The following is a 15,730-nucleotide window of genomic DNA, read 5'->3' as shown; positions in this document are numbered from 1 at the left end:
TCAGTTCCCCATCAGTGTCGACGGCAGCCAGGTGGCAAAGGGCGGGTAATAGGACACCAGCAGCAGTACGATGATGTTCGAGATAAGAAAGGGGATCACGGCACTGATTACCCGCGCCAGCGGTTCGCGTGCGATGTTGCAGGCGACAAACAGGCACACCCCGACCGGAGGCGTGGTCAGCCCGATCATCAGGTTCAGGACCGCGAAGGTCGCAAAATGCAGCGGCTCGATCCCGACGCTGGTCGCAAGTCCCAGCAAAGGCACGAACAGGATGATAAGCGCGGCGATCGTCTCCATGAACATGCCGACGAACAGCAGCAGGATGTTGATCAGCAGAATGACCAGGATCGGGTTGTCGGTGATCGCCAACACGCTGTTGACCAGCATTTGCGGAATACGTTCGGACGCGAGGATCGAGCCAAAGACGTTGGCAAAACCCACCAGCGCCAGAATTCCAGCCGAAGAGATGGCGCTGTCGATGACAATGCGGGGCACAGCGCGGATCGGCAATTCGCGGTAGATGAAGGCACCGACGACAAAGGCGTAAAGGCAGGCAACGATCGCGGTTTCGGTCGGGGTGGCAATGCCGGTCAGAAGGCCACCGATGATCAGGCCGGTCATGGCCAAGGCCCAGAACGCCGACAGGAATGCTGCGAGCAGTTCGCTGAAACCTTTCCACTCTTGCCGCGGATAGTTGCGGCGTACGGCGAGGATGTAGCAGGTCACCCCCATGGCGATGCCCATCAGAACGCCCGGTACCGCCCCCGCAAGAAACAGCTGGCCGACCGAGATGCCCGACAGCGCGCCGACGATGATCATCGGGACGCTTGGCGGCAGCATCGGGCCGACGGTGGACGAGGCGGCGGTGATCGCAGCGGCAAAATCGCCGGGATAGCCGGATTTCTTCATGCCGGGGATCATCACTCCGCCGGTTGCGGCGACATCGGCAACGGCAGTGCCCGAGACGCCGCCGAACATCATCGAATCCGCGACATTGGCCAGTGCAAGCCCGCCGCGCATCCAGCCGACCAGCGCATTGGCAAGCCGGATGATCCGCTCGGTGATGCCGCCAAAGTTCATCAGGTTCCCGGCAAGGATAAAGCCCGGGATGCACAGCAGCACAAAAACATCCATGCCGGCATACATGCGCTGCGGAATGATCACCACCGGCAGCCCAGCCGACAGGATATAGGCCAGCGATGCAAGCCCAAGACAGACGGCAACCGGCACGCCCAGTGCCAGCGTGACGACGAAAGTGGTCAGAAGCAGGAACAGATCCATGGACTCAGGCTTCCTCAGAAAGATGGGGCCGCCCGTCATCGTTGCCCGCGATCATGCCGATCACACGCAAAAGGGCGAAAAGAAACAGCATCACGGACAGCAGCAGCACCGAGGCATGAATGATGTCCATCGGCCAGCGCAGGCTTGGGGATTGCTGGAATGCCCCGATCCTGGTGAATTTCCATGCCGGCCAGATCATCACCGCGCCCAGCCCGGCCGTGCAGATGGCGGCAATAAGGCGCATCCACCATGCCCGGCTTGCTGATACGGTTTCCTGCAACAGGTCGACGTTCACCAGTTCGCCCGTCATCAGCGACATGCCGATGCCCAGCGCCGTCATGTAAAGCAGCAGATAGCGCGACAGCTCTTCGGTCCAGACCGGTGAGGGCAGGCCAAAGGTACGTGTGGTGATCTGAAGCGTAACCACCGCGATCAGCGCAAAGAAGACCACGCCGATGGCGAACCGGCAAAGTGCCGCAAGACCGCGCTGCAAGAGAGCCAGATTTTTCATGGTTCCAAACCCCTGATGGCATTTGCCGGCCCGCAAAAGGGACAGGCCGGAGGACACAAGGTTGCGGTCACTGTTTGAAGAGATCTTCGACGATGGGACGAATGCTTTCGTCGACGCTCTTGATCACTGCTTCTCGCGAGGCGTCGGCAAAAGCTTTCTGATCAACCTCGACAAAGGACATACTCTTGGCCTCGAGATCGGCGCGGATCGCATCCTCATCCTGCAGAAACTGCTGACGCTCGTATTCCTGGGCGATGCGGGCGGCCTCCATCACATGGCCCTGATCCTCTTCCGAAAGGCCCTGCCAGACCTGCTCGGCGATGGTCAGATAGATCCAGCTGCGCACATGTTCGGTCAGGTTCACATGGCTTTGCACCTCGTTAAGCGAGGCAGTCTGGATCAGTGCCACCGGGTTTTCCTGCCCGTCGATTGTGCCGTTTTGCAGCGAGGTGAACACTTCGGAAAAGGCCATCGGCGTCGGCTGGGCGCCTAGCGCGGTCCAGGTGTCGACGAACAGCGGCACGTTCGGGACCCGCAGCCGCATCCGGTTCAGTTCGCCCGGGTTGGTGATGGCGCGGTTTGCGGTCAGGTTGCGCGGGCCGCGCGCGAAATAAGCGATGGGGCGGACCTGGGCGCGTTCGATGATCTGCGCCTTGATCTTTTCGCCGATCTCTCCTGCTGCGACCTCATCCATATGCTCAAGCGAGCGATAGGCATAGGGGATGGCCAACAGCGCCGCCATCGGCGCCCAGTTCTGCAGGCTTTCGCCGGTGATGGTCATTTCGACCGTGCCCAGCTGCATGCCGTTGATCAGGTCCATCTCGCGGCCAAGCGAGTCGTTGGGGAACACCTCGACTGCGATGCGGCCTTGGGTCCGCTGCTCAAGCTCTTCGGCGAATTTCAGCGAGGCCTTGTGCCAGGAGTTCTGTTCATTGGCGAGATGGCCAAGCTTGAGCGTCAGTTCAGCGGCCGAGGCGGTCAGGGCAGATGCAGCGGTCAGGCAGGCCATGGCCAGCGCCGCAAAGCGGCGACGGTTCAGGGTGATCATCGTTCTCCTCCGGGATGATACGTCAGGGTATGAAAAGTTCGGGTCGGCTGCGGCTGATTTCGGGCAGGTCGTTCAGCAGTTCGCGCAGATGGCGGCGCATTGCGGCCTCGGCCAGCGCGGGGTCGTGATTGCGCAGACCGTCCACGATTTCGGCGTGCTGGCCGATAAGCTTTTGTATGTCGAAGGTTCGCGCCGTGATGTAGCGCAGCCGGTTCATCTGGGATTTGAGGCCCTCAAGCACCTCCCACACCGCCTCTTGTCCGACGGCGACGGCCAGCAGGCGATGAAAACGGTCGTCAAGGCGTACGAAGGTTTCGGCGTCATCGCGGGCCACGGCTTCGCTTTGCTCGGCGATTTCCTGATCCAGCTGTGTGATCAGCTTGTCGTCTGCCTGTTCGGCCAGCATGCGGATCAGGTCGCTTTCCACTGCCTCGCGGATCAGCCGGGCCGAAAGCACCGCCGAAATCGAGATCCGGCGGATATAGGTTCCCCGCTGGGGTCGAACCTCGGCCAGCCCGTCGGCGGTCAGCCGGATGAAGGCTTCGCGCACCGGCTGGCGGCTGACACCGATCTGCTGGCCGATCTCGGTCTCGCTTAGCCGTGTGCCGGGGGGCAGGGCCCCGCGCAGAATGGCATCCCGCAACCAGTCATAAACCTGGGGCGCCGTCGAAAGCGTAAAGTCGATGGTTGGCTGCATTGAGATGATTCCTCTTCCCGCTCAATTCATAATGCATACTTGCATACTAGTAAATACTTTGCCTGAGTATCGAACTGAACCGGACGATTTCACACATGATTTGATGGAGGAAAGATTGACCATCGCTGGGAAAAATGGCCGATATGCCGGGACCATGCCGGCACGGGCGCCGGTCCGCGATCACAGCACAGGAGGCATCGCTATCCATGACAAACAAGGGTTCTGCGCCGCAGTTTCTTTCGTATCGGGATGCGATTGGACGGCTGAAATGGGTCGATGCGGTTGAGGCCCTGCGTCATGGTCACACCCTGCCGCGTGCCGAGATCCGGGACGCCTTTCTTGGCCCGCCGACCGGAACGATGATGAGCCGCTCGGCCTATATCGAGGGGCTGGGTTATGGAGCCAAAACCTTTACCGTGCTTGACGGCAATGCCGCGCGGGGGCTGCCGACGGTTCAGGGGGCAATGCTGGTCTTTGACCACGATACCGGCGGGCTTTTGTCGATCGTGGACAGCCCGCTAGTCACCGAATTCAAGACTGCTGCAGATTCCGTGCTTGGGGCCAGCCTGCTTGCACGCGCCGACAGCCGGCATCTGCTGATCGTCGGGGCGGGGACGGTGGCGACAAGCCTTGTCAAAGCTTATACGGCAGTGCTGTCCGGCATTGAGCGTGTTTCGATCTGGTCTCGACGACCCGAGCAGGCACAGGATCTGGTCGCAAGGCTCGAAGGGGTCAACGCTGATCTGATTGCTGTGACGGATCTGAGGGCGGCGGCGGCAGATGCCGATATCATCTCATCGGCTACCATGGCACGCCAGCCAGTCATTCTGGGCGATTGGGTCCGGCCCGGTACCCATGTCGATCTGATCGGTGCCTTTAAGGCCGATATGCGAGAGGCCGATGATGCGTTGATGGCGAAAGGCGCGCTGTTCGTGGACAGCCGTGCCACCACGCTTGGCCATATCGGAGAGCTGATGATGCCCATCGCCTCGGGCGCGATTACGGCGGGTAGCGTGCTTGGCGATCTTTACGACCTCGTGCAGTCCGACGCTCGCCGCCGTCAATCCAACGATGAGATCACCGTTTTCAAGAATGGTGGCGGCGCGCATCTGGATCTGATGATTGCTGCCTGGATCGCCCGCGCCATGGCGGTCTGAGGACGTCACAGGTCGATCACGACATCGCCCAGGGGACGCGCGCAGCAGGCCAGAATTATAGTCGGCATCGACGTCCTCGTCGGTGATCCCGCCGTTATGAACCATTTGAACCTGACCCAAGGGTTTCAGCACCTGACAGGTGCCGCAGATCCCCATGCCCCAGCCCGAACGGTGTTCATGATGGTTTCCCGATGTGCCGGCACGCAGGCTTTTGCCCAAGGCGGCAAAGATCACCTCGGGCATCAGTTCGTGTAGCGATGCGACCTTTGTGGACGGCGTGGGCAGTTGACAAAGACAATTTCTGGCGCGCGCCAGAAATCATATGGAAATGCCGTCATCGACATCATTGGCGTGATGCCTGACCCGGCCGAGATGAGCAGGTATTTCGCTGCAGGCCGGCGCAGGATCGAAAAGCTGCCGCCCGGTTCCCCGGGCACGCAGGCGCATACCCGGGGGCGCAGATGATCAAGCATCCAGCGCGTGCCGACCGAACCCGGCCGGGCCTTGACCGTCACCGTCAGCGATCCCGGCCGCGAGGGCGAGGATTAGATGGCAGAGGTCCGATGCCCGATACCCTGAGGCACCGGCTCATAGGTGAAAAGCGCCCCCGAAGGGCTGCGGAATGCAAAGGTCATAACATTCGGCACCTCTTCCAGGCATGAGACGCTTTCCAGCTCTTCGGTATCGCTCCAAAAGGACAGGGCGGGTCTTGTCGCTGCGGTCATCGTCACTCGGCTGCCATGCGTTCAGGGATGAGGGCACGTTCCATCCACGCGGCATACCAGTCGATGAACTGGATCACCCCGCTTTCCCAGTCGGGCGCATAGGGACCGGGGACATAGGCCGGCGAAAGGATGCCCTGCTGGTTCGTCTCGACGATCTCGCGATCCTCGTCATTGGTGGCGATCCAGACCTCGGTCAGGCGTTTGAGGTCATAATCGACGCCCTCAACTGCATCCTTGTGAACAAGCCATGTGGTTGTCACCTCGGTTTCGGTCGGGCTGATCGGCATGACCCGGAACGTCAGCGAATGGTCGGGCAGGAAATGATTCCAGGTCGAGGGGTAATGGAACGCCAACAGTGAACCCGCGTCAGGCAGCGCCACCCGGCCAAGTGGCTTTTGTACCCCGGCCTTGCCGTCCATCGTATAGCTGACCGCGGTTTCCTGCAGCGGCATCCGTGCAAGCCGGAACTGTCCGTCCCCTGACAGCAGGAACTGCGCCGGAGCGCCCGCCGCCGCGCAACGGTCGAAATGCGCCTGCAGCCGTGCTGAGATCGAGCCATCAGCTGCGACGCCCGCAACTTCGGGGTCCAGCGGGAATGACCGGCACAGGGCAGGGTGGTTACCGCTGCAATGATAGCATTCGCGGTTGTTTTCCCAGACCAGCTTCCAGTTGCCTTTTTCGATGATCGTCGAGCTATGGGCGACCTTGGCATCCTCAAGGTCATGGACCTCCAGATAAGGGGCGGCCTGCCGGGCGAAATCGTCGAAATCCGGGGGATCATCTGACAGGCAGACATAAATCAGCCCCCTGAGATTGCGCAGCGCGACCGGCCGCAACCCATGCCGCGCCGGGTCGAAATCGGGGCCCATATTGCTTGCCCAAACCAATGAGCCGTCAAGGTCGTAGGTCCATTGATGATAGGGGCAGACCAGCTTTGCGACCTTGCCCTGATGCTCTTTGCAGATGATTGAACCGCGATGCCGGCATGAGTTGTGAAAGGCGCGGATCTGATCGTCGCGACCCCGGACAATGACGATGTTATAGGCGCCTATACGCATGGTGGCATAGGCGCCGGGTTTTGCAAGCTGGCAGGCCGGGATGGCATAAAGCCACTCGCGGTAGAAGATATTCTCAAGATCCTGCTGATAGATCTCGGCCGAGGTGTAAAAGGGCTGCTCCAGCGCACGACCGGGAATGCGGCGTTGAAGCAGGGTACGAATATCAGGATGGGTGGCGTTCATTTTCGGCTTCCCGCTGAGGATTGAACTTATCCGGTAATCCGTCAGAAGAAGCCTGCTTGACAACGGCATAAATTTTCATCCTGGATTAGTTCATCTAAATTGAGGGACCGCCGTGCCCAGCCCCTATGACTTTGCCTCAATGACGGCGCTGATCTGTTTTGAAGCGGCAGCCCGCAACCTTGGCTTCAAGGCTGCCGCACAAGAGATGAACGTGACCCCTGCCGCGATCAGCCATCAGATCAAGGCGCTTGAGCAGGATCTGGGCTGCGCGCTGTTCTTGCGCCGCCATCGCGGGGTCGAGCTGACGGAAAAGGGGGCATTCCTGCTGGTCGCGCTGCAACGCGGCTTTGAGACAATATCGGATACCGTCAGTCAGCTGCGTGATCGGCCGGATACCGCCGACGTGACCATTCGCGCCACCACCGCCGTCAGCGCGCTGTGGCTGACGCCAAAGATTACCGCATTCTGGAAAATTCACCCCGAAATCACCGTCTCGCAGATCATCAGTGATGTGGCCGCTACGACAAGCCGCCACGACCTCAGCATCGGCTATGCTGCGACGGGCGATGACAGTGGCGAATGGCGCGAGATATTCCGCGACCAGATCCGCGCCTATGGCACGCTACGCTTTGCCAAAGAGCATTCAATCAGCCGGGTTGAAGACCTGCTGCGCGCCCCTTTGATCCATATGAACGATGACAATAACGGCTGGACGAATTGGAGCGATTGGTTCCGGGCGCTTGGCCATCCGCCTCCGACGGGTCGAGGCCTGTTTGTCACCAACCATATGATTGCGCTGCAGGCGGCCGAGGATGATGTCGGCGCGGTGATGGGGTGGGAAGGTTTGATGCCGCGTGCCCTTCAAGCCGGGCGGCTGACCTGTCTGGTCCCGGAAAGCATCCCTTCGCCCTTGGCCTTTTCCCTGCGGCTTAGCCCGCGCGCCTCAAAACGCGCGCGGCTTTTTGCAGATTGGCTGACGCAGGGATAGGCGGCAGGGGTGGTCAGACCTGATCACCCGCGTCAATGGTCATGCGTCTTGCCTTGTCGGTAGCCGCCGCCAACGCAACGGTTACGGCCTTGGTAAACCCGGCAGCTTCGGCGGCCTCGATCCCGGCAGCGGTGGTGCCACGATAGCCACGATAGGCGGCGAGCAGCTCCGGTGCCTCGGCCATCCGACCTTCAAGCAGCCGCGCGCCGCCGACAACAGCCGCCTCGGCGGCGCGCCAGGCGATGACATCAGATACACCCTGTGCCCGCATGAACCCGGCCATCGCAACCGCCATCATTGCCGGATAGGCCGCACCTGAGCCGGGCAGGGCGGTCATGAGGTCAATCTGAGCTTCGGTCTCAAGCTCGTCCGTGGTGCCTATGGCTGACAGTAGGCGCCGGACCGTGGCCCTGTCGGCCTCGCTTACCCCTTCGGCGGCCCAGAAGGGGGAGTAGGACGCGCCGATCTCGGCCGCAGCGTTGGGCATGGCACGAACGATCCGCCCCCTGCAACGCGACAGGGTACGGGCGTCGATCCCGGCCATGAACGAGATGATGAGCCGTCCATCCGCTTTTAGCTCCAGCGCCGCCCAGTCCTCGGGCCTGACCGAAACGACCACCACTTCGCTTTGCGCGACCAGATCGGCGGCATTCGCCACCCAGATGACGTTCTCATACCCGTGATAGTCTGGTCTTGGGCCGCTGCGGTTTAGCAAGACTAACTCGTCAGGCCGGGAAATGCGGCGCGACAAGAGGCCCGCGCCCAGCGCAGAGCCAAGCCAGCCTGTCGCGCCGATGATGCCGGTCCTCATGCCGCCGGCTTTGTCCCGCCGGCATAGGCGTTGATGGCATTGTCGAACTGGATAGTGCCGACATCGCGCCCATTCCCGGCGGTGACAAGCAGTGTCTGGACCCGTGCCTCGGCCATCTGACGAAGCGCCTCGGCCAGCGAGGCGTTGGCGTCGATGCGGGGCGCGTCCCCGGTACCTTCCTGGGCAGGTGACATGATTGATGACACCTTGAGCACCTTGCCACGATCGACATGCTGCACGAAATTCGCGACGTAATCATCGGCCGGACGCAGCACGATATCCTGTGCCGAGCCTTGCTGGATCACCAGGCCGTCACGCAAAAGCGCGATCCGGTCACCGATACGTAGCGCCTCATCAAGGTCATGGGTGATGAAGACGATGGTCTTTCGCACCTCTTGTTGCAGATCCAGCAGCACGGTTTGCATGTCATAGCGGATCAGGGGGTCGAGGGCCGAGTAAGCCTCATCCATCAGCAGGATCGGTGCGTCATTGGCCAGTGCCCGGGCCAGGCCAACGCGCTGTTGCATACCGCCCGAAAGCTGGCTTGGATAGTTCTTTTCAAAGCCCTTCAGGCCGACCCGCTCAATCCAGCGCATGGCAGTGCGGTAACGCTCGGCCTCGGGAATGCCCTGTACTTCAAGCCCGTAGGCGGCGTTGTCTAGCACGGTGCGATGGGGCAGCAGCGCAAATTTCTGGAACACCATCGCCGTTTTGTGGCGGCGGAATTCGCGCAGCTCGTCCTGAGACATGTCGACGACATTGCGGCCCTCGATCTCGATCTCTCCGGTGGTCGGGTCGATCAGCCGGTTGATATGGCGGATCAGTGTTGATTTGCCCGAGCCGGACAGGCCCATGATCACCTGAATGCTGCCCGGCGTGATCGAGATATTGATGTCGCGCAGGCCCAGCACATGGCCGTGATTTGCCTGTAGTTCCGCCTTGGTCATCCCCGCGCGGACGGCGTCCACATAGGCGGCCGGCGTCGGGCCAAAGATCTTGTAAAGATTGCGGATCTCGATACCGATCGGATCAGCCATGGCTTGCCTCACGATGTTTTTGCAGCCGCTTGCCCCAGGCCTGGCTGATGCGGTCGAACAGAATGGCGATGCCGACGATGGCGAAACCGTTGAACACGCCCAGGGTGAAATATTGGTTATTGATGGCACGCAGCACCGGCTGGCCCAGCCCCTGCACCCCGATCATTGAGGCAATCACCACCATGGCAAGTGCCATCATGATGGTCTGGTTGATCCCTGCCATAATCGTCGGCAATGCGAGCGGCAGCTCGGCTTTGACGAGCTTTTGCCAGGCCGAGGAACCAAAGGCATCGGCTGCCTCAAGCACCTCGGGGTCGACCTGCCGGATGCCAAGGTTGGTCAGGCGGATCATCGGGGGCAGGGCATAGATCACGACCGCGATCAGCCCCGGAACCTTGCCGATACCCAAAAGCATGACGACCGGGATCAGGTAGACAAAGCTTGGCATGGTCTGCATCACGTCAAGCACCGGGTTCAGCACCGCGCGAAAACGGTCAGAACGAGCCATGAAAATGCCAAGTGGCAGGCCGATGATGATCGAAAGAACCGTCGCGGCAAGGACCATCGACACGGTTTTCATCGTATCCTCCCACATGCCGAACAGGCCGATCAGCACGAGGGTCAGGATCGAGCCAACGACAACGCGCCAGCTGCGGCTTGCGCCCCAGGCAAGGCCTGCGACCACAAGCAGGATGATCGGCCAGGGGGTGCCGGTCAGCAGCCGTTCGGACCAGATCAGCAAAGTTTGCAGCGGGCTGAAAAAGCCCTCGATCATGTCGCCGTAACTGCGGGTGAAATTGCGAAATGCTTCATCGATGACCTTCTTGAGGTCACGAAGATAGCTATCGTCGAGCTGGGGAAATGAGGTTGACCATGTCATGGTGATCTCGTCCGCGCTGGATCGGAAAGGGAAGGGCGGGCAGCATCGGCGCCCGCCCGGAAAAGGCGCTGCGCTTACAGCGCGGCCTTGATGCGTTCCGCCGCCTCGGGCGTGACCCAGGGGGTCCACATCGCCTCGTTATTGCGCAGGAATTCGCGCGCCCCATCCTCACTCGTGGCCTGGTTGTCGGTCATCCACGCCATCAGCCTGTTCACAGTCTCATTCGTCCAGCTGCGTTTGGACAGATAGTCGATGACTGCGGGATCTGCCTCATCAGCGAATTGTTTGGAGACCAGCGTAAAGACGTTATCGACCGGAAAGGCGTTCGGTTTGGGATCCTGACAGTCAGGAATCGAGGTGCAGCGCTTCCACTCTTCGGGGTCGTGCTCCATGCCGAAATCGACTGCGACCATGTCGTATTTGCCCAGCAGCGAGGTCGGCTCCCAGTAGAAGCCGAGCCACGGCTCTTTGCGTTCATAGGCACGCGCGATCGAGCCATCGAGCCCGGCAGCAGAGCCGGTATCAACCAGCGTGAAACCGTGGCTTTCGATATCCAGCGCCTTGGCAAGCTGGGTGGTGACGACAGTGCCGCCCCAGCCTTGCGGACCGTTGTACACCGCGCCTTTCGAGGCATCCTCGGGGGCCGGGAACAGTTCGGGATGGGCGAGGATTTCCTCGATCTTGTTCAGGTTCGGATGCTCGTCCAGCATATAGCGCGGAATGAACCAGCCCTGCTGGCCGCCATCAGACAGCGAGCGGCCAAGCGAGACGATCTTTTCCTCTTTCAAGCCGGCATCGACGATCTCGGGCATGAGGTCCACCCAGGATTCGGGAACGACCTCGGGCTTGCCCTTTTCGACCAGCGAGGTGATCGAGGGCACGGTGTCGCCGGCAACGATCTCGGCATTGCAGCCATAACCTTCGTTCAGGATAAAGCGGTCGAGCTCGGCCAGAACCTCGGCGCTTTGCCAGTTCATGCTGGCGATCGAAAGGCTGCCACAGTCGGCCGAGGCAGCCCCGGCCATCGCCATCAGCGGCAGGGCAAGGGCAGTGCCGAAACGAATGGATTTTTTCATGGTTCTTTCCCTGTGGCGACATTGGTTACGGCTGCCCGGCCCGTCGCCGAAGGCGGGGCGCCTGATTTGGGTCAGGAGGATATTCCTGCCGGCTTGCGCCGCGGCTGGCATGTCGCCGCCGTGGCAATTCTGATAAGGAAGGCCGACCCGGTCACCAGCGGCGGGGCCGGGGCACGTCGGGCCAGAGGTTTTAGGTCGGAAGGGGCAAGATCGGACAAGATGATGCCAGCCGTGAAAGGGTTTTCCGGACGATCAAGAGCCGCCTGAGTTTTATCCTGTCCGCTTCGCGGGCATGGGAATGCAACGATTGCGTCACATCCTGCAACGATATCGTCATTCCCGTATGCACATTCCGGGGCAGGGGGTCCGTATTCCCTCGCCGTCCCGATCATGGTGGCGGTCGCCGGAACGGGACGAAACGGGCGTTGAAGCGGGCGATTTCACGCGGGGCCGGGGCCTCGCCAGTATAGATTTCAACATAGGCCGGGATGCGTGTCAGCCGCGTCTCGATATCCTCTTGCGCACGCATCGAAATATAGCCGATCTGGGTCAGATAGATCGTGCGCGCCCGCACATCGGCAAGTGCCGGGTTGTGTCCCCACGTGGTCAGCATGTCGCGCAAGGCACTAAGCCGTGCCTCATCCGCAGCCTCGATCCGCGCCGCCACCTTACGATCCTGCAGGGCCCAGCTGCGCACTGCGAATTCCAGTCGGGAATCAAAGGCGTCCAGCAGAAAGCAGGCCAAAAGATTCAACATCGCCTCGGTCTGCGTCTCGGCATATTCCTGGGTCGCAGCGATAAAGGGCCGGGTGGTCCGCGCCTCCCATCCTTCGATAAGCGCGGTCAGCAGCGCCTCTCGATCCTCGAAGAACCAGTAGAAGCTGGTACGCGACAGGTTCAGTTGCCGGGCGAGAGGCAGGATTTTAACCGCGTCAATGCCGCTGTCGATCAGCGCCCGATAGCCAGCCTCTAGCCAGCCTTCGCGTGACCCACGCCAGCCCGTTTCAGGAGCAACAAGGTTTTCCATGCCTGCCTGCATAGCCCGCTGCACGATTCGGCTCAACCCGATTGTTCATAGGTGCATACTTTAGGATCATGCGTGAATTTTTTATTGACACATATGAACATTTCTCGCCTTGCTTATGGGGACGAATCCACCTCCACAGGCAGAGCCATGTCGAACGATCCTCTTTTGCAGCCCTTTCAGCTGAAGCATCTGACGCTTCGCAACCGGATCATGATCACCAGCCACGAGCCGGCCTATCCCGAGGACGGCATGCCAAAAGACCGCTACCGTGCCTATCATGTCGAACGTGCCAAGGCGGGTGTGGCGCTGACAATGACTGCGGGTTCGGCAGCAGTATCGCGCGACAGCCCGCCGGTCTTTAACAACATCCTTGCCTGGAAGGATGAGGTTGTGGGCTGGATGAAGCGCCTGGTCGATGAATGTCACGATCATGGCGCGGCGGTGATGATCCAACTGACCCATCTGGGACGCCGCACACGCTGGGACAAGGCGGACTGGCTGCCGGTGGTCGCGCCCAGCCATGAGCGTGAGGCGGCCCATCGCGCCTTTCCCAAGCGGATCGAGGACTGGGACATGACCCGCATCATCCGCGACTTTGCTGATGCAGCCGAGCGTATGAAGGCGGCGGGTGTCGACGGTATCGAGCTTGAAGCCTATGGCCATCTGCTTGAACAATTCTGGTCGCCGCTGACCAATGAACTTGACCCGCCCTATGGTGGTTCTCTGGAAAACCGGCTGCGCTTTACGCTTGAGGTCCTGCAAGCGATCCGCGACCGTTGCGGACCCGAGTTTATCGTCGGTCTGCGCTATACCGGTGATCAGATGCAGCCGGGCGGCATGACCGCTGGCGAGGGGCTGCAGGTGTCGCAGATGCTCAGGAACAGTGGGCTTGTTGATTTCCTGAACGTGGTGCGGGGTCACATCGACACTGATCCGGGGCTTACAGATGTGATCCCGGTGCAGGGGATGCGCAACGCCCCGCATCTGGAATTCGCGGGGCAGATCCGCAAGGCCACCGATTTTCCGACCTTCCACGCAGCCAAGATCCCGGATGTACCGACAGCGCGCCATGCCATCGCCTCGGGACTGCTGGATATGGTTGGCATGACGCGGGCGCATATGGCCGACCCCCATCTGGTCCGCAAGGTGATCGAGGGGCGCGAGGATGATATCCGCCCCTGCGTTGGTGCGAACTATTGCCTTGACCGCATTTATCAGGGCGGGCTGGCGTTCTGCCTGCACAACGCAGCTACTGGTCGTGAAGAGACCATGCCGCATGTAATTCCGGCTGCTACGGCCAGAAAGCGTGTCACCATCGTGGGCGCTGGTCCTGCCGGACTCGAGGCTGCTCGCGTTGCTGCCGAGCGGGGCCATGAAGTCACCGTCTTTGAGGCCGCAGATGAACCTGGGGGCCAGATCCGCCTGACCGCGCTGGATGAGCGTCGGCGCGAGATGATCTCAATCGTCGCCTGGCGCATGGCGCAGTGCGAAAAGCGGGGCGTCACCTTCCGCTTCAACACCTATGCCGAGGCCGAGGATGTGTTGACGACCACCCCTGACGAAGTCATCATCGCTACTGGCGGCCTGCCTCATACCGATGTGCTGGGGCAAGGCAACGACCTTGTCTGCTCGGCATGGGACATCCTGTCGGGTGACGTAAAGCCGGGCCGGAATGTACTGATCTTTGACGATGCTGGCGATCATTCTGCCCTGCAGGCGGCTGATCTGATCTCGGCCACCGGAGCGAGGGTCGAGATTGTCACCCCGGATCGCAGCTTTTCACCCGAGGTCATGGCAATGAACCTCGTACCTTATATGCGTAACCTGCAAAAACGGGACACTACCTTTACCGTGACTTGGCGACTGCAATCGGTGACGCGCGATGGAAATATGCTGCGGGCGCGGCTGGGCAGCGACTATGGCGATTTTACCCGTGACAGGATGGTAGATCAGGTCGTCGTTAACCACGGCACCAGGCCGCTGGATGAGCTGTATTTTGCGCTGAAGCCGCTATCCGCAAACCTGGGTGAGGTGGATTATGACGCGCTGACATCGGGTCGCCTTCAAGCGGTTCACAAGAATCCCGAGGGTCGTTTCCGCTTGTTCCGTATCGGCGACGCGGTCTCTGCGAGGAATACCCATGCCGCGATCTATGACGCGCTCAGGCTGGTCAAGGATCTGTAAACACGAACAGCACCCCCAATGAGGAGGCAATGCGAGATGCCCAGACCTCAAGTTCTGCAAGACTTCCTCGATATCGCACTTCCGGCCATGCAGGCGCGTGCCCATGACGGCAACTCGCCTGCCTCGCTGGAAGCTATTGCCGAGGCGAGCCGATCCGAGGGGCAGGGGGGTGCAGCCCCCCTTAGGCTTCCTGTGGTGGATATTTGGCTTGCTGAGGCATTGAGCCGGCAGATCGAGGGTCGGGATCTCACCAGTCTTTTGCAAGCGGTGAGGCGCCTTGCGCCGTTGCTCTGCTGGCGAAGACGAACAGGAGACGCCACCGCCAGCCCCGGGTTTGCGGAAAATCATGCCAATGCAATGCTGCTTGGTCCCGGTGGTATTGAAGAGCGGCGTGACATCTGGCTGGGCTTAAGCCTGCTTGCCCCAGGTACGCGTTATCCCGACCATCAGCATATGCCCGAGGAAACTTATCTGGTACTCTCGCCCGGCAGTTTCCGCAAACCGGGACGGAACTGGTTTCAGCCGGGGATCGGTGGCAGCTTCTACGTGCCGCCGAATGCGATTCATGCCATGCGATCGGAGGATGAGCCTTTGCTCGCACTCTGGGCGCTTCGCAATATGGGCAGCTAAGATATCGGGGCAGTGATACCGGCGTTCATGCTGGTCCCTTTGGGCGCCGTTGCAATATGTCAGCACGCTCCCCATCAAAACACCGGCGTTATATTTGTGGGCAGCCAGCCACCACACAGCTGCGCGAGGTGGCCGGATGACCAATACTTCAGCTGCCCAATAGCTGATAACGCGAATTATGTAAATTAAATCCATTCCTGAAAATTGAGCAGTTGCGGCCGTTCTTTCCGAAGTCCCGGGCAGGCCGAGGGCCGATGACCTGCGGGTGTTGAGCGGGATAACTTCTTCCAGCGCAATGGGTTGATGTGAAAGGACGCGCCTGCAGCCTATGACCCGCCGAAGACGTTCTGCAACCGCTGGAAGCGGTGGAGCCGGATGGGTGTGTTCGCCACGATCATGACCGAACAGGCTGCCGAAGCGCAGAAGACCGGGATCGA

General features: G+C 60.7%; 16 protein-coding genes and 1 pseudogene. 5 read left to right on the top strand and 12 right to left on the bottom strand.

The window, feature by feature from the left end:
• The 4 genes from PARACOCCUSGL_RS0111045 to PARACOCCUSGL_RS0111030 form a co-directional block, all read right to left on the bottom strand.
• A complete protein-coding gene (locus tag PARACOCCUSGL_RS0111045; protein WP_010396385.1) occupies positions 1-1,281 on the bottom strand; it encodes a TRAP transporter large permease in 1,281 nt (426 codons plus the stop codon).
• Positions 1,282-1,285: 4 nt separating this feature from the next.
• Positions 1,286-1,792, bottom strand: coding sequence for a TRAP transporter small permease (locus PARACOCCUSGL_RS0111040; RefSeq protein WP_010396383.1), 507 nt, complete (start codon positions 1,790-1,792; stop codon positions 1,286-1,288).
• Positions 1,793-1,859: 67 nt separating this feature from the next.
• Complete coding sequence (locus PARACOCCUSGL_RS0111035) at positions 1,860-2,840, bottom strand: TRAP transporter substrate-binding protein (protein ID WP_010396381.1); 981 nt, start codon at positions 2,838-2,840, stop codon at positions 1,860-1,862.
• A gap of 22 nt (positions 2,841-2,862) precedes the next feature.
• A complete protein-coding gene (locus PARACOCCUSGL_RS0111030) occupies positions 2,863-3,537 on the bottom strand; it encodes a GntR family transcriptional regulator (protein ID WP_010396379.1) in 675 nt (224 codons plus the stop codon).
• Between the two features lie 206 nt (positions 3,538-3,743).
• Here PARACOCCUSGL_RS0111030 and PARACOCCUSGL_RS0111025 point away from each other — a divergent pair, with 206 nt between their 5' ends.
• Positions 3,744-4,694, top strand: a complete 951-nt coding sequence (locus tag PARACOCCUSGL_RS0111025; RefSeq protein ID WP_010396377.1) for an ornithine cyclodeaminase family protein — start codon at positions 3,744-3,746, stop codon at positions 4,692-4,694.
• A gap of 242 nt (positions 4,695-4,936) precedes the next feature.
• Here PARACOCCUSGL_RS0111025 and PARACOCCUSGL_RS22700 read toward each other — a convergent pair whose 3' ends face one another.
• The 3 genes from PARACOCCUSGL_RS22700 to PARACOCCUSGL_RS0111010 are packed head-to-tail and all read right to left on the bottom strand — an operon-like array spanning position 4,937 to position 6,660.
• Complete coding sequence (locus tag PARACOCCUSGL_RS22700; RefSeq protein WP_010396373.1) at positions 4,937-5,209, bottom strand: ferredoxin; 273 nt, start codon at positions 5,207-5,209, stop codon at positions 4,937-4,939.
• Positions 5,210-5,239: 30 nt separating this feature from the next.
• On the bottom strand, positions 5,240-5,419 hold the full coding sequence (locus PARACOCCUSGL_RS22695; RefSeq protein WP_010396370.1) for a ferredoxin: 180 nt from the start codon (positions 5,417-5,419) through the stop codon (positions 5,240-5,242).
• 2 nt (positions 5,420-5,421) lie between these two features.
• A complete protein-coding gene (locus PARACOCCUSGL_RS0111010) occupies positions 5,422-6,660 on the bottom strand; it encodes an aromatic ring-hydroxylating dioxygenase subunit alpha (protein ID WP_010396367.1) in 1,239 nt (412 codons plus the stop codon).
• Between the two features lie 112 nt (positions 6,661-6,772).
• Here PARACOCCUSGL_RS0111010 and PARACOCCUSGL_RS0111005 point away from each other — a divergent pair, with 112 nt between their 5' ends.
• The gene (locus tag PARACOCCUSGL_RS0111005; RefSeq protein ID WP_029372060.1) at positions 6,773-7,648 is read left to right on the top strand and encodes a LysR family transcriptional regulator; all 876 of its coding nucleotides are present in this window, start codon (positions 6,773-6,775) and stop codon (positions 7,646-7,648) included.
• A gap of 13 nt (positions 7,649-7,661) precedes the next feature.
• Here PARACOCCUSGL_RS0111005 and PARACOCCUSGL_RS0111000 read toward each other — a convergent pair whose 3' ends face one another.
• The 5 genes from PARACOCCUSGL_RS0111000 to PARACOCCUSGL_RS0110980 all read right to left on the bottom strand — a co-directional run bounded on the left by PARACOCCUSGL_RS0111000 (position 7,662) and on the right by PARACOCCUSGL_RS0110980 (position 12,479).
• Positions 7,662-8,459, bottom strand: a complete 798-nt coding sequence (locus PARACOCCUSGL_RS0111000) for a pyrroline-5-carboxylate reductase (protein WP_010396363.1) — start codon at positions 8,457-8,459, stop codon at positions 7,662-7,664.
• Positions 8,456-9,496, bottom strand: coding sequence for a glycine betaine/L-proline ABC transporter ATP-binding protein (locus tag PARACOCCUSGL_RS20525; protein WP_010396362.1), 1,041 nt, complete (start codon positions 9,494-9,496; stop codon positions 8,456-8,458). Before PARACOCCUSGL_RS20525 ends, PARACOCCUSGL_RS0111000 begins: the two co-directional genes overlap by 4 nt.
• On the bottom strand, positions 9,489-10,376 hold the full coding sequence (locus PARACOCCUSGL_RS0110990) for a proline/glycine betaine ABC transporter permease (protein WP_010396360.1): 888 nt from the start codon (positions 10,374-10,376) through the stop codon (positions 9,489-9,491). Before PARACOCCUSGL_RS0110990 ends, PARACOCCUSGL_RS20525 begins: the two co-directional genes overlap by 8 nt.
• A 74-nt stretch (positions 10,377-10,450) precedes the next feature.
• Complete coding sequence (locus tag PARACOCCUSGL_RS0110985; RefSeq protein WP_010396357.1) at positions 10,451-11,452, bottom strand: ABC transporter substrate-binding protein; 1,002 nt, start codon at positions 11,450-11,452, stop codon at positions 10,451-10,453.
• Between the two features lie 388 nt (positions 11,453-11,840).
• Complete coding sequence (locus tag PARACOCCUSGL_RS0110980) at positions 11,841-12,479, bottom strand: TetR/AcrR family transcriptional regulator (RefSeq protein WP_029372056.1); 639 nt, start codon at positions 12,477-12,479, stop codon at positions 11,841-11,843.
• Positions 12,480-12,626: 147 nt separating this feature from the next.
• Between PARACOCCUSGL_RS0110980 and hpbA the strand changes: the two genes are divergently transcribed.
• The 3 genes and pseudogenes from hpbA to PARACOCCUSGL_RS21800 form a co-directional block, all read left to right on the top strand.
• Positions 12,627-14,663, top strand: a complete 2,037-nt coding sequence (gene hpbA / locus PARACOCCUSGL_RS0110975; RefSeq protein WP_010396351.1) for an N-methyl-L-proline N-demethylase HpbA — start codon at positions 12,627-12,629, stop codon at positions 14,661-14,663.
• Positions 14,664-14,699: 36 nt separating this feature from the next.
• The gene (locus PARACOCCUSGL_RS0110970; RefSeq protein ID WP_029372054.1) at positions 14,700-15,293 is read left to right on the top strand and encodes a dimethylsulfonioproprionate lyase family protein; all 594 of its coding nucleotides are present in this window, start codon (positions 14,700-14,702) and stop codon (positions 15,291-15,293) included.
• A 197-nt stretch (positions 15,294-15,490) separates the two neighbouring features.
• Positions 15,491-15,730: pseudogene (locus PARACOCCUSGL_RS21800) on the top strand (transposase); the annotation flags it as partial.

It is taken from the genome of Paracoccus sp. TRP (genome assembly GCF_000185925.1).
Lineage (GTDB): Bacteria > Pseudomonadota > Alphaproteobacteria > Rhodobacterales > Rhodobacteraceae > Paracoccus > Paracoccus kondratievae.
The sequence above is the reverse complement of the archived record's forward strand: the minus strand, read 5'-3'. Positions and strand labels throughout refer to the sequence as shown.

Coding starts and splice junctions, on each gene's coding strand:
- PARACOCCUSGL_RS0111010 (WP_010396367.1), bottom strand. CDS start 6,660: ATGAACGCCACCCATCCTGATATTCGTACCCTGCTTCAACGCCGCATT.
- PARACOCCUSGL_RS0110980 (WP_029372056.1), bottom strand. CDS start 12,479: ATGGAAAACCTTGTTGCTCCTGAAACGGGCTGGCGTGGGTCACGCGAA.
- PARACOCCUSGL_RS0111035 (WP_010396381.1), bottom strand. CDS start 2,840: ATGATCACCCTGAACCGTCGCCGCTTTGCGGCGCTGGCCATGGCCTGC.
- hpbA (WP_010396351.1), top strand. CDS start 12,627: ATGTCGAACGATCCTCTTTTGCAGCCCTTTCAGCTGAAGCATCTGACG.
- PARACOCCUSGL_RS0110970 (WP_029372054.1), top strand. CDS start 14,700: ATGCCCAGACCTCAAGTTCTGCAAGACTTCCTCGATATCGCACTTCCG.
- PARACOCCUSGL_RS22695 (WP_010396370.1), bottom strand. CDS start 5,419: ATGACCGCAGCGACAAGACCCGCCCTGTCCTTTTGGAGCGATACCGAA.
- PARACOCCUSGL_RS0111030 (WP_010396379.1), bottom strand. CDS start 3,537: ATGCAGCCAACCATCGACTTTACGCTTTCGACGGCGCCCCAGGTTTAT.
- PARACOCCUSGL_RS0111045 (WP_010396385.1), bottom strand. CDS start 1,281: ATGGATCTGTTCCTGCTTCTGACCACTTTCGTCGTCACGCTGGCACTG.
- PARACOCCUSGL_RS0111025 (WP_010396377.1), top strand. CDS start 3,744: ATGACAAACAAGGGTTCTGCGCCGCAGTTTCTTTCGTATCGGGATGCG.
- PARACOCCUSGL_RS0111040 (WP_010396383.1), bottom strand. CDS start 1,792: ATGAAAAATCTGGCTCTCTTGCAGCGCGGTCTTGCGGCACTTTGCCGG.
- PARACOCCUSGL_RS0110990 (WP_010396360.1), bottom strand. CDS start 10,376: ATGACATGGTCAACCTCATTTCCCCAGCTCGACGATAGCTATCTTCGT.
- PARACOCCUSGL_RS20525 (WP_010396362.1), bottom strand. CDS start 9,496: ATGGCTGATCCGATCGGTATCGAGATCCGCAATCTTTACAAGATCTTT.
- PARACOCCUSGL_RS0111000 (WP_010396363.1), bottom strand. CDS start 8,459: ATGAGGACCGGCATCATCGGCGCGACAGGCTGGCTTGGCTCTGCGCTG.
- PARACOCCUSGL_RS0110985 (WP_010396357.1), bottom strand. CDS start 11,452: ATGAAAAAATCCATTCGTTTCGGCACTGCCCTTGCCCTGCCGCTGATG.